At 71.3% G+C, this 12137-nt stretch carries 12 protein-coding genes and 1 pseudogene; 1 reads left to right on the top strand and 12 read right to left on the bottom strand.

Annotated elements, in window-relative coordinates; all coding sequences use genetic code 11:
• The 4 genes and pseudogenes from AB0881_RS34480 to AB0881_RS34465 form a co-directional block, all read right to left on the bottom strand.
• A pseudogene (locus AB0881_RS34480) lies at positions 1–1539 on the bottom strand (hypothetical protein); the annotation flags it as partial.
• A gap of 3 nt (positions 1540–1542) precedes the next feature.
• Positions 1543–1842, bottom strand: coding sequence for a hypothetical protein (locus tag AB0881_RS34475; RefSeq protein WP_366623890.1), 300 nt, complete (start codon positions 1840–1842; stop codon positions 1543–1545).
• The gene (locus AB0881_RS34470) at positions 1839–2234 is read right to left on the bottom strand and encodes a YbaB/EbfC family nucleoid-associated protein (protein WP_366623888.1); all 396 of its coding nucleotides are present in this window, start codon (positions 2232–2234) and stop codon (positions 1839–1841) included. Before AB0881_RS34470 ends, AB0881_RS34475 begins: the two co-directional genes overlap by 4 nt.
• Positions 2235–2506: 272 nt before the next feature.
• Positions 2507–2728, bottom strand: a complete 222-nt coding sequence (locus tag AB0881_RS34465) for a hypothetical protein (RefSeq protein WP_366623886.1) — start codon at positions 2726–2728, stop codon at positions 2507–2509.
• Between the two features lie 193 nt (positions 2729–2921).
• Between AB0881_RS34465 and AB0881_RS34460 the strand changes: the two genes are divergently transcribed.
• Entirely contained in the window at positions 2922–3782 is an 861-nt protein-coding gene (locus AB0881_RS34460) for a hypothetical protein (protein ID WP_366623884.1), read from the top strand.
• Between the two features lie 7 nt (positions 3783–3789).
• Here the strand turns inward: AB0881_RS34460 and AB0881_RS34455 are convergent, their stop codons facing one another.
• From AB0881_RS34455 to eccD, 8 genes are all read right to left on the bottom strand, one after another.
• Positions 3790–4887 (bottom strand): glutamate--cysteine ligase, encoded by a 1098-nt coding sequence (locus tag AB0881_RS34455; protein ID WP_366623882.1) that lies wholly within the window; start codon positions 4885–4887, stop codon positions 3790–3792.
• Between the two features lie 96 nt (positions 4888–4983).
• Positions 4984–6276 carry a S8 family serine peptidase gene (locus AB0881_RS34450; protein ID WP_366623880.1) on the bottom strand — a complete coding sequence of 431 codons (1293 nt, stop codon included), beginning with the start codon at positions 6274–6276 and terminating at the stop codon, positions 4984–4986.
• A gap of 240 nt (positions 6277–6516) precedes the next feature.
• Entirely contained in the window at positions 6517–7638 is a 1122-nt protein-coding gene (locus AB0881_RS34445) for a hypothetical protein (protein WP_366623878.1), read from the bottom strand.
• A gap of 151 nt (positions 7639–7789) precedes the next feature.
• A complete protein-coding gene (locus AB0881_RS34440; protein WP_366623876.1) occupies positions 7790–8353 on the bottom strand; it encodes a hypothetical protein in 564 nt (187 codons plus the stop codon).
• Between the two features lie 99 nt (positions 8354–8452).
• Complete coding sequence (locus AB0881_RS34435) at positions 8453–8743, bottom strand: WXG100 family type VII secretion target (RefSeq protein WP_366623875.1); 291 nt, start codon at positions 8741–8743, stop codon at positions 8453–8455.
• 36 nt (positions 8744–8779) lie between these two features.
• Positions 8780–9100, bottom strand: a complete 321-nt coding sequence (locus AB0881_RS34430) for a WXG100 family type VII secretion target (RefSeq protein ID WP_366623874.1) — start codon at positions 9098–9100, stop codon at positions 8780–8782.
• 219 nt (positions 9101–9319) lie between these two features.
• On the bottom strand, positions 9320–10762 hold the full coding sequence (gene eccB, locus AB0881_RS34425) for a type VII secretion protein EccB (RefSeq protein ID WP_366623872.1): 1443 nt from the start codon (positions 10760–10762) through the stop codon (positions 9320–9322).
• 4 nt (positions 10763–10766) lie between these two features.
• On the bottom strand, positions 10767–12134 hold the full coding sequence (gene eccD / locus AB0881_RS34420) for a type VII secretion integral membrane protein EccD (protein WP_366623870.1): 1368 nt from the start codon (positions 12132–12134) through the stop codon (positions 10767–10769).
• Positions 12135–12137: the final 3 nt, after the last annotated feature.

Raw genomic sequence — 12137 nt, 5'->3', positions numbered from 1 at the left:
GCCCATCGCGCCGCCGCCGACCGGAGCGGCGCCGCCACCCGCGGGGGCACCGCCTCCCGCCGCGGCGCCGCCACCGGCGGACGCAGCCGCCGCGGAACCGCCGCCCTCGGACCCGCCGACGCCGGCCAGCGCGGAGCCGCCTCCGCCTCCGCCGCCGTCGCCGCTCAGCAGTGCCGCGATCCGGTTGCCACCGCCGCCGCCTCCGCCGCCGTCGCCGCTACTGACGCTCTGGTACGGGCCGCCGCCGTCACCGCCGCCCCGAGGCAGGGCGCCGCCGCCATCGCCGCCGCCGGGGTTGGAGCCACCGCCCCCACCACCGGCCGTCTGCGAACCACCGCCGCCGCCAGAGTTGTTCCCCCCGCCGCCGCCGGGGTTGTTGCCGCCACCGGGGTCGTTGCCGCCGCCGGGGTTGTTCCCGCCGTACGGGCCGTTCCCGCCGCCCGGGTTGTTGCCTCCGACGGGGTCGTTTCCGCCACCGGGATTGTTGCCACCCGCAGGGTCGTTGCCGCCCCCAGGGTCGTTACCGCCGCCCGGGTCGTTACCGCCACCGGGGTCGTTCCCACCGCCGGGGTCGTTCCCACCGCCGGGGTCGTTGCCGCCGCCCGGGTCGTTGCCGCCGCCAGGGTTGTTCCCGCCCATGTTGGTGTCGGGCAGGTGCAGGTCGAGGCCGTTCTTGCCGCCGCCGACCGCGCCACCGAACGCGCCGGACGTCGCCGCCTTGGCGAGGCCCTCGGCCGTCAGGCCCTCGCCGGAGATGGCGGCCGAGGCGACCGCCGAGCCGACGCCGCTGATGGACTCCGCCAGGCCCTCGCGCAGCGCGCCGCGCCCCATCGCGCCCAGCGCCGAGTCGGCGGCGTTGTCGCCGAGGGCGCCGGTCTTGCCCAGGCCGTGCCCGATGCCGCCGGACAGGGCGCCGCCGATGGCGCCGTCCAGGGCGGCCATGCCGGTCTTCTTCCAGTCCACGCCGTCGCGGTTGCCCTGCGCGATCTGGAGGCCCTGGATCGCGAGGTCGAGGCCGACGCCCTCGATGACGCCCATCAGGATGCCCCGGGCGATGGCCTTGAGCAGCGTCTGGCCGATCGTACGGCTGGCGATCTGCGCCGCCACCTGCGTGGCCGGGATCGCGGCCGTGGACGCGCCGAACGTCGCGAACGCCGCGTTGATCAGCATGATGATCTCGATCGCCGTGATGATCAACAGGGCGATGAACATGTACTTGGCGTACTCGATCTCGAGCGCGCCGCCGTCGAGCGCCTCGGCGAGCTGGTCGCACGCCTCGATCAGCTTGGGGAAGATCATCGGGTCGACGTCGACGTACTTCTCCCAGTTGGACCGGAAGGAGTCCGCGCCGTCGCCCTCGACGGTGGACAGGACCTTGGTGGCCGCCACCGTCAGCTCGTCCACGATGCCGTCGATGTTCACACCGGCGTCGCGCCAGGCCTCCGCGCACCGGCGCATCGCCGTCTCGTCGCCCTCGGGCCAGTCCGAGCCGACGATCCAGGAGAGCCATTTGACCGAGTCGGGAATCTCCATTCCCATGGGTCATCGACCTCCGGAGGCGTCTTCGGCGTCCCCGAGGGTGCCGGCCATCCGGTCGATCCCCTCTTTCATCTGCCCGAGGTTCTCGACGATCGACGTGATCATCTTGAGCACGTCCTGGGCGTTCTTGGCGTAGTCCTTCTCGAACGCCTGGCCGGTCTCGTCCGCGCCCCAGCACTTGCCCTCGGCCGACAGCTTGCCCTCAAGGCTGCTGCCCGCCGCGGCCAGCGAATCCGCACCGGCCTTGAAGCCGTCGCCCGCGCGCTTGAGCGCGTCCCGCTCTACCCGGAGTTCGTTGCTCACTTGCCACGCAGCCCGTAGCGCTGGATCACCGCGTCGATGTTGGTGAGGTCCGCGGGCAGCAGCTTGTCGACGTCCCCGCCGAGCATCTCCTCGGGAACCGCTCCGGCCATCGCCTCGCGCCGCTGCTCTCCGACCTTCCGGAACGCGTCCTGCGAGGCGGCCAGCACCGCTTCGGCGAGTTCTTCGGAGGCGAGCTTGCGGTACACGCGGGGGTCGAGTTCGACGTTCGTCAGCTGGCCCTGTGCACCGACCGTGACCTTGACCATCCCGTCGGCCGCCTCGCCGGTCGCGCCAACCGACTCGATCCGCTCCTGGAGGTCCTTCAGCTGCTGCCGCTGCTCCTTGTACCGTTCGAGCAGCTCATCGATGTGCGCCTGCCATTCCTCGCGCATGCAGCCGAACCCCTCACAAGCCGATGTTCACCTTGAAGCCCGCAAGCCCCCGTGTCCACAGATGGTCAGCCATCTTCGCGTCAAGACCAATGGCACGCAACCTCTATGTCGCCATACGTCACGCTCTGATATCCGGCCTCACCGGCACACCGTCCGCGACGTGGGAGCCATGGCGTTCCAAGGGTGGGACGCAGCACGGACCGGACGAGTTCAGACGAGATCACTTCGCCGATGTGATCCCGGTCACGCCCCGGCCGCACCCGCCGGAACGGCTAGCGCGGAGGCCTGCGGTACCGCCCCGGAGGAGTGCCCGGACGCAGCCCGGTCTCCGGGTCCCGGCCCATGATCTCCCGAGCGCCGCGCTCGTACTCGGCGATGGCCTCGGGGGTGGCCTCGTCGTCATCGAGGTCGAAGCCGTGCCGCTCCACCCACTCGAAGTGCCACGCGCTCAACCGCCGGGACATCTCCGAGCGTTCGGGGTCTTCCGTGCTCATGGGTTCCCTTCACTCCTGCCGGGCCGCCCGCCGCGATCGAATGCGAGCGCCGTCGCCACCTTAGCTTTGATCATCGCGGGGCGTCCCACGCTAGGCGAAGCGGGCCGCCCGGAGAACCTCACGGAGGGGCCTCGCCGCACTACGACGGCTCTAGAGTTCTGACGTTGCCGCGCTGAACGATCTGGAGCCACCCGTGACCGATGACGGCTCGACCACCGAGAACGCCGAGCCCTCCGCACGGCCGCCGCGTCCCGCGCTCGTCGCCCCGGAGCAGGGCCTGGACGGGTCCCCCCGCGAACCGGCGGCCCCGGAAGCGCCCGAGGCGCTGGACGAGGCGGCGCCACCGGAGCGGTCCCGGCGCCGTCTCCTGCAAGCCGGGATCGCGGCGGGCGCGGTGCTGCTCGTCGGCGCGCTTCTGCTGGGGTTGGCCGTTCGCTCCGGTTCTGAGGCCGCACCGCAGTACGCCTCCCTGCCCGACGTGTGCTCGACGCTCTCCAAGAACACCCTGCAAAGGCACGCTCCCCGAGCCGGCGCCGGTGAGCCCTCCGGGGGGAAGGCGGCCGCGGGCGAGCGGCAGGGCTCCTGCGAGTGGAAGGAGCCTCTGACCGGCGAGCCCGATGGGGCGCTCTCGTCCCACCGTTTCGCCGTCGGCATGCGCCTGATGCTCGATGGCGGCGGCAAGGCCGGGACCGCTCTCGCCGAGGGCGCGTACCAGACCGAATGGGATGCGGCGCGTTCCGGGTCGGGCCGCAGCACGCAGAGCCCGGTGAGACTCGAGTTCGACCGGCCGTTCCCCCTCAAGGGCTTCGGCGACCAGGCGTTCGCCCGGCCGATCCAGTCGAGCGGCGCGTCCGTCGGGACGAGCAAGGTCGTCGTGACGGCGCGCGTTCGCAACGTGCTGGTCACCGTCGAGTACGCGCACACGGTCCAGCCGGCGGAGAAGAAGGGCGACGAGGCCGGCCCGATCGACACGCCGACGGCTCGTGCCGGGGCGGAGGTGGCCGCGCGGGACGTGCTGGCCGCCCTCAAGGCATGCGCGCGGTGCGCCGGGTGACGCCGCTCTAGAGGAACGTGCCGTTCTCGGTCCGCTCGATCAGGTGGTCGACGACCGCCGACAGGGTGCCGCGCTCGGACCGGACGCGGCGCTGCCGTGCCGCCCCATCGCCGGACTCGTCGAGGCGTCGCAGCCAGGACGTGACGAGCCGGAGTTCGCCGTTCCGCTCCAGTGCGGGCGCGGCCACGTCCAGCGTGCGCCGAACGAGTTCGCCGAACGGTACGAGCTCTCCGGTGCGCACGTCGACGCCGGACCCCGAGCAGCCGTCCCGGGCGGCGCGCCAGTAGGCCAGGCGCATCGACTCGGGCTCCAGCCGCGGCCCGGGCTCGCCCCGCTCCACCGCGGGCAGCAGGCTCTGGGCCAAGGCCCGTACGAGCGCGGCGTACGAGGCCGACTCATCGGCGGTGATGGGGACGTCGGCGACCCGGACCTCCAGGGTCGGATGCCGCCGCGAAGGACGGATGTCCCAATGGACGGCCCCCTCGTCGGTGAGCGCCTCCGCTTCGAGCATCTTCGCCACAAGGTCGTCGTAGTGCCGTTCCGACCGGAAGTAAGGAGGAGGTCCCGCGACCGGCCAGCGGCTCCAGAGGAGCGGCCGCCAGCTCGCATAGCCGGTGTCCCGCTCGGACCAGTACGGGGAGTTCGCCATGAGGGCGAGCAGCACGGGCAGGTGAGGGCGCATGTGGTTGCTCAGCAGCAGCGCCCGTTCCCGGTCCGGCACCTCCACATGAACATGCACCGCGCAGAACACGCTCTCGTCCAGGAGCCCCCGGACGGTGGCGCGCGCGGCCTCCAGCCGCTCCCCTTCGTTCAGCGGAGCGGGAAGGGCATCGCCCAGGACGGGCGTACCGCTGGCGACGACGGCGAGCCCTTTGCCTGCGGCCGCGGAGGCCAGCCATGAACGCCCCTCCCGGAGCTGGGCGGCGACGTCGGCAGCGGCGGTACGGGGTCGTGTCCGGCTCTCCACCTGCAGGAGGGTGTCCTCGCCGTCCACCCGGGAGCCGAGCGGCTTCCTCGCCTCGGCGACCACCTCCATGGCGCGGGGCGCCACGCTCCGGGTCGCCCGGTCGACGACGAAGAACTCCTCTTCGACCCCGAATCGCACGGTCCGTCCCTTCACTGGGCTCTGTCGGCGGGTCACCGGCACGCCGCGGCCCGGCCCCCGATTCGATCGCGGGCCGGGCCGGTACGCGCGGTTCAGCTAGCTCTGCGGAGGCGTTCCACCAGGGGGAGCACCCTGCGGCGGGCCCTGCGGGCCGCCTGCGGGGGCCTGCCCGTACGGCGGCTGCGGCGCTCCCTGGCCGGGAACGGGCGGCTGCTGGCCGTGCGGCTGCGGCGGTGCCATGCCGGGAGCGGGCGGCTGCACGTGCCCCGCGTTGAAGTAGCCCTGGCCGCCGGGACCGCCGAAGCCCGGCGGCGGCGGAGCCTGCGGCCCCGACTTCTTGCCCCGGCGCAGGAAGAGGAAGAGCACCACGCCGACCACCGCGAGCACGACGACGATGCCGCCGATGATGAGCAGCGGGCTCGTCCCCGACGACTCCTCCGCCGCCGCGGGCTTGGTCTTCGCCGGCTTCGTGTCCGCCAGCGCCTTGTCCAGCCGCTCGTACACGGGGTTGGGGGCGCTCGCGGGCACCTGCTGGGTCAGTGCGGTGCGCAGGCTCAGCGTGCCGTAGCCGAACCTGTTGTCCTTCCCTGGCGGGCCGAAGTCCTTGGCCGTGTTGGTGGCCAGCTGGACGATCTCGCGGGCCGACTTCTGCGGGAACTCGCTGCGCAGCAGCGCGAACGCTCCCGCGGCCAGGGCCGACGCGTGGCTGGTGCCGTTGCCGTTCGGCCAGACCCTGCCGTCCTGGCTCAGCGCGGGAATGTTCACCCCGGGAGCGGAGAGGGTCACGTAGTCCTGGCGCTGGGTGCTCGCCCAGGCCTGCCCCTTGTTGTCCATGGCGCCGATCGCCACGACACCCGGGCACGACGCGGGGAAGACCGGGCGGTTGCCGGTGGAGCCCTCGTTGCCCGCGGAGGCGACGATGATGACGTCCTTCTTCGCCGCGTGGCCGATGGCCTCCAGCATGTCCGGAGGGCACTGGTGCGGGTAGTTCCCCGCCGACGACCCGAGCGAGATGCTGACGATCTTGGCGCCGTTGTCGGCCGCGTACTTGATCGCGTCCGGCGAGGACGAGTCGGAGATGCCCGGGGTCGCCAGCGGCATGATCTTCGCCTCGGGGGCGACGCCCATGAAACCGGTCTTGGTGCCCCGCGACGCGATGAGGCTGGCCATCCCGGTGCCGTGGCCGAAGTCGCCGGCGTCCTCGGTGTCGGTGCTGCCGTCACCGCTCGTCCGGAACGCCTTGCCGGGGACCATCGCCCCGCTCATGTCCGGGAGCCTGGCCTCGACCCCGGTGTCGAGCACCGCGACGGTCACGCCGGCGCCCTTGGTCTTCGGCCACACCAGTTTCTCGATGGCCCAGGAGTCGAACCACCACTGGCGCGCGCTCACCGGTGAGGCGTGGGCCGCAGTGACCGGGGCCGTGCCCAGAGCCAGAGCCACCGCCGACGCCGCTGAGGCGAACCGAATCAGCCGTCGCACCTTGAAACCTTCCCTGCCGCGATCTGAACGCGAAACGCTCTCCGCCACGTGCGTTCGACACCGTACCGTCAGCCGCTGCCGCGAGTCAGCCGCCCCGGTGACTCCGCGGAGTCACCGGGGCGGGACGGCCCGTCGCGAAACGGCCGCCGTTCAGCCGATCACGGGCGGCGCGGTGTCATCGTCCGCGCCCCAGACGTCCTCGTCCTCGGTGAGCCATGTCTCGCGCTCGCGCTCCTGGTCGCCCTGGTTGCCCTGGCCGCCCATACCGCCCATCGGCATGCCGCCCATCGGCATGCCCGCGCGGCCCGCGGCACCGGCCCCGGCGCCCCGGAAGCCTCCGGCGCCCATCCCGCCGGCGCCCATGCCCGCGGACCCGAGACCGCCGGGCGAACCTCCGGGGAAGTTGCCGCCGCCGCCACCGCCGCCGGGAAGGCCGCCGCCACCGCCGCCTCCCATGCCCGTCGGGTCGCCCATGCTCGACAGGTTGCTCCCGCCGCCGGCGCCGGCGCCGAACGACGGCGAGCCCGCGTCGCTGCCGATGCCCGCCAGGTTGCTGCGGTCGGGCATGGCGCCCGGGTCGAGGTGCGGGTTCCGGTTGTTGTCGGCCGCGGAGAACGGGCTGCTGTCGCCGCCGGGGAACTTCCCGCCGTCGGGCATGCCGCCCGGCCCGCCACCGGGCATTCCGCCGGGACCGCCGCCGGGCATGTTGCCACCGCCACCGGGCAGATTGCCGCCGCCACCGGGCGGCGGCTCATTGCCGCCCTTCAGGTTCGGCAGGTCCTCCTCGACCTCCTGCGGAGTGTTGTTGTGCGACTCCGCGGTCCGCATGTAGAGCTTTTCAATTTTCTCTTTGGCCCAGCGGTTGTCGTCGGAGTCGTCGTCGTCCCAGCCGTCTTCCATCGTCTCGCCGACGGACTTGTACCAGGGCAGGATCTCGGTGCCGTACCAGCCGAAGGAGTTCGAGGTCCGGAGGCTGATGTCGGACATCTTGCGGGCGGTGCGGTGCACCTGCTCCAGCTGGTCGAGCGCCTTCTGGGCGTTCTCGCCCTTCCAGTGCTTGATGATCTTGTCCGCGTAGCCCTCGAGCGTCGTGGTGTAGGCCGCCAGGGCGTTCGCCGCCTTCAGGTACGCGTCGGAGGCGTCCGTGACGGGCTTGGGGTCGATCTTCTTCAGGATCTCTTTGACCTGGCTGAACTTGATGTCCCCGGGGGCCTGGGGATTAGTCTCCGCCTTGTCGTGGTAGACGTTCGTAGTACGCCACTGCTCACCCATCGTCTTTGCCCTTTCGCAGTAACACCCGCACTTGCCCAGAGCCCGCGAAAACGCAGGGCGGGGAGTCGAGATTCGCCCTCGATCTGGGAAGTTCGCCCCGTCCGGTCTCCTACCGACAAAGCGATCGTGCCTACCCGCGCTGGATCCCGCGCTAGATCTGCACGTTCCCCGTCGACTGCTGTGTCTTGTTGTGGGCTTCCTCGTAGGCGTCGGCGGTGGTCCGCAGCCTTTCCGCGACCGCCTCGATGCTGCCCATGATGTTGTCGAAGTTCGTCCCGAAGACCGTGCCGGCGTTGGTGGCCATGCCCACCCAGGTCGCCCCGATGTCACCGCCGCCGACCTTGTCCGCCGTGAACCCCTTGGCGTTCTTCACCGCGTTCAGCTGGCCCTTGAGGTCGTCCAGCTCGTTGAGGATCGTCGTCCGCAGGGTGCGCAGCTCGTCGGGGTCGACGTCGTAGCCGTCCTCGGCCTTCTTGCCCCACTTGTCGCTCGGCTCGGTCTCGCGCTTCTGGCCGTTGTAGTCCTCGACCTTCGGCGGCTCGCCCGAGTTCTGGACGATGTTGTACTGGTGCTGGAGCTTCGGGTGGTCGCCGAGCGTCCCCGCCGCCTTGTAGTGGTCGTAGAGCTCCCTGATCCGCTCGTCCGAGTAGCTGGCGAGGCTGCTCTCGCTGTACGTGTACGTGTCCTGGTACTGCCCGCTGCTGTGGTAACCCACGGCTCACCTTCCGGTATCCGTCTGACCGATGAACCTTCTGGGACGCGACGTCGTGCGGCCCTCGGAGGACCGCACGACGTCACACCACCAGGTCGGCTATCAGGCGCCCCAGAGGCCGGCGTTGCGGCGCTCGGCGTCGGAGTAGTTGCTGTGCGCGTCGCCGATGACGACGCCCAGCTGGTTGAGGACGGTGCCGATGTGGTTGGCGGCCTTGTCCCACTCGGCCTTGTGCTGCCAGTACGCCTGGACGGCCGAGCCTTCCCACTGGCTCAGCTTGCTCTCGAGGCTCTTCTCGAGGTCGTTCAGGGTGTCCTGCAGGGCGCGGTAGGCGAGCGTGAAGTCCGCCTGGGCCTGCTGCAGGGCACCGAAGTTCGCCTTGGTGTAGCTCATTCGAGTCCTCCGGTGTCAGATCCAGTCAGGGGGCGATCAGGTCGTGCCGTTGAGCAGGCTCGCGATCTTGTTGGCCGCGTCCTCCTGCTCCTGCTCGGTCGCCTCGTACTGGATCTTGGTGTCCACGAGCTTGCCGTGCATCGACTCCAGCTCGCCGAGCACCTTGCGCATCTGCGTCTGGAACTCGTTGAACACGCGGTCGAACGAGCCGGCGGCCGCGCCCTGCCAGCCCGACATCAGCTGCGACTTCTGGCCGTCGAGCTTGGTCTGCAGGCCCTTGATGATGCCGGCGGAGTTCTCGATCTCCTGGGCCGCCTGGCCCATGGCCTCTCTGTCCTGTGCGGACTGCTGGCCCATGGTTCACCTCCGTTGCGATGTGCGAATCACGCGGTCCTGTAATGCCCCCGTACACAACCAGCCGCGCAAGCCTCGGCGGGGAGAGGCCGCTGGGGGACGCCTCCGGTGACCCAAATTACTCACATACGATAGGGGGTCACCCACGCATTGTCGAGAGAAATGGTCATCACAGGTCCCTAACCTTCCGGCACGCACGTCCCACCTCATGGGCCGTCACGGTCATGAACTGGACCTTTGTACGGGCATCGCGGCGGCCTTCGGATCCAGGGCCGGACCTGCGGGGATGAGATGTAGGACACTCGCGGGAACCGGAGCGGCCTTCGCTGCGTCATAACCTAGATTGGCCGCAATTTCGGCCGACGGAATGGCGAAACGAATGCCTTGGTCGTTGATGATGGACAACGACCCGGCGGCACCCGCGGTATTCGTTTGTCCGCCGCTCTGGGTGAGGCGTACGAGGGACGCGCCGCCGGGCGGCAGCACCAGCTGGTCGACGGACGCGCCGCCGCCGGCCGAGCCCGCGCCGAGGGCGGTCTGGGACGGGGCCGGGAGGGTGCCGCCGATGGTGAGCTGGGCGGTCGCGGAGTTCCCGCCGGAGTAGACCGCGCACAGCGGGTCGGTCGTGGTCCAGGAGGCGAACTTCGGCATGGTCGCCGGCAGGGCGTCGCTGAACAGGCGCGTCCGGGACTGCATCGAGGTGGCCGACGGGAGGTCGGTCGGGAGCGCCTCGGCGAGCCGGCCGGGGTACGCGGCCTTGGTCGCGGGGTCGATGAGGAGCATCCGGCCCTGCGTCTCGGAGATCTGCGACATGCCGTCCTCGAGCATGACGTACCAGTTGACGCCGCCGCCGGTGTTGGCCTTGAAGACCTGGCCGACCCGGGCGGGCTGGCCGCCGGGGCCGCTGACCGCCTTGCCGCGCTGGCCGGTGATCTGCGGGGCGGCGAAGTCGCCGGTCGCCGGGATGGAGTTGAGCCAGACGGGCGCGACCTGGGCGGGCTGGGCGCCGCCGGTGAGCGCGGAGACCTGCGCCGCCGGGATCTTCAGGCTCATCCGGCGGTCCTTCCAGATGACCCAGTTCTGGCCGCCGGCCTGGACGGCGAGCGCCTCGTTCGCCGGGAGGGCGCGGCCGCCGATGTTCCGGCCGGCCGCGAGCGCGGTCATCGGGCGCTTCACGCCGTTGCCCGCGTCGGCCTCGCGCACGCACACCGACCACGGGCCGCGCAGCAGCTGCTTGGCGGCCGGCAGCGAGTCGGGGGCGCCCTGGATGCCGATCATCGGGCCGCGCTCGAACTTGGTGAGCGAGTTGCGCGACACCGTACGGGTCTGCGCGCCCTTCTTGTTGACGGCCAGCAGCGCGGACGCGTAGTTGGCGACCGGCAGCAGCTTCCTGGAGTTGGTGTCGAAGACGTACTTGGTGCCGGTCTCCTTCTCGATGATGACCATGCCGCCCTGGTCGAGGCCCTTGGCGCCGCCGGGGCGCAGGATGCCCCAGATGCCGAAGACGCCGGCCAGCACGACCGCGATCACCACGCCGATCAGCACGCCGACGGAGAGCCGGCGCATGGGGGACTCGGCGACGTCGGGCTCGCCGTTCAGCAGGGCGAGCCCGACGCGCTGCATCATCAGGCGGTGCGCCTGATAGAGGTCTCGGCGGTTCTGCATCGGGTCAGCCCGCCAGACCGCGGACGCGGGAGTAGATGTCCAGGACCCAGAGCGCCAGCGGGATCAGCGTGATGACGACGATCATGTCGATGATGTCGCCGGCCCGGCCCCAGAACGGGGTGGGACGGTTGTCCGGCAGCCACATCACCATCCCGACGACGATGCCGCTGATCAGCAGCAGCGGGACGAGCGCGGCGGCCAGCGAGACGGCCTGCCCGTAGTCCAGCGCGGTGCCGATGGTCAGCAGGGCGAGCCCGGTGAGCCCGGAGACCATCAGCCAGCTCCGCTGGGCGACGCTGCGGAACACCCGCGAGCGCAGCAGCAGCGACAGCGACATGGCGGCGGTGGTGGCCGCGGCGGCCCAGCCGTCGGCGGTGAAGAGGAAGAACAGGGCGCCGAGGGCGGTGATGCAGATGCAGGCGACCAGGCCGGTCGCGAACGCGTCGGCCGCGCCGGTACGGGACAGCACGCTGCGGCCGTCCACGGTCTCGGTGTCGTTCTTGAGGTCCTCGGCGCTGGTGGGGATGGGCGGCAGCGGGAGCCGGGCCAGCCGGAACGCCAGCGCCGGGATGGCCGCGGTGAACGCCATGGCGATGACGGCGGCGACGGCCGCTATCCCGGCGGGCTCCAGCCCGTCGACGAAGAACGCGACGACCGAGCCGATCGCGCCGAGCATCGCGGCGATGGCCACGCCGAGGAACGTCGGGAGCCCGTCGACGATCAGGAACGCGGCGATGATGGCGGTCAGGGCGAGCGCGCCGCAGCCGGCGAGCATGTGCGGGGCACCGAGATCGGTGATCTCCAGCGTCTTGCGGGCCGGCGCCAGCAGCCCGGCGAGGAACGCGTACGGGAGCGCCGCGTACCCGAGGATCTTGCCGGCCCCGGCGTCGCCGAACGCGCGGGACAGCGCGCCGGACGCGACCACTGTGATGAGCGCCACAATGCCGGCGGCGATCGCGGGGACGATCCACGGCGGCCCGGACAGCGCGATGATGACGGCGCCGACCAGCAGCGCCGCCGCGGCGACGCCCATCCCGAACGAGCGGGTGGTGGTCGGCCGCCACCGGTCGGAGCGCTCCTTGATACCGCTGGCGATCACGTCGGCGACGTCGTCGAACGCCAGCTCGGGCAGCTGCGCCGACCGCGGCCGGAAGTAGAGGATCTCCCCGTCCCGCACGCCCAGCGCGCTCAGGTCGCGCGCGGGGTCGAAGGGGGCGTCGTCCAGACGCTGCAAGACCCAGCCGGAGTGGGCGAGCCCGGCGTCGGCGAGGTTCTCGCCCGCGGCGCGCAGCAGCGTGGGGAGCATGTACGACAGGGGCACATCGGTCGGCATGGACAGGTCGACACGGCGTCGCGGCGCGACGATCGTCACCCT

This window comes from Spirillospora sp. NPDC029432, assembly GCF_040703975.1.
GTDB lineage: Bacteria > Actinomycetota > Actinomycetes > Streptosporangiales > Streptosporangiaceae > Spirillospora.
Note: the sequence above shows the minus strand (reverse complement) of the source record. Positions and strands in the feature narration are given on the sequence as shown.

Bases quoted from the DNA above. Each gene is read 5' to 3' on its own strand.
- AB0881_RS34470 (WP_366623888.1), bottom strand. From the start codon at position 2,234: ATGCGCGAGGAATGGCAGGCGCACATCGATGAGCTGCTCGAACGGTAC.
- AB0881_RS34465 (WP_366623886.1), bottom strand. From the start codon at position 2,728: ATGAGCACGGAAGACCCCGAACGCTCGGAGATGTCCCGGCGGTTGAGC.
- AB0881_RS34445 (WP_366623878.1), bottom strand. From the start codon at position 7,638: ATGGGTGAGCAGTGGCGTACTACGAACGTCTACCACGACAAGGCGGAG.
- AB0881_RS34435 (WP_366623875.1), bottom strand. From the start codon at position 8,743: ATGAGCTACACCAAGGCGAACTTCGGTGCCCTGCAGCAGGCCCAGGCG.
- AB0881_RS34430 (WP_366623874.1), bottom strand. From the start codon at position 9,100: ATGGGCCAGCAGTCCGCACAGGACAGAGAGGCCATGGGCCAGGCGGCC.
- eccB (WP_366623872.1), bottom strand. From the start codon at position 10,762: ATGCAGAACCGCCGAGACCTCTATCAGGCGCACCGCCTGATGATGCAG.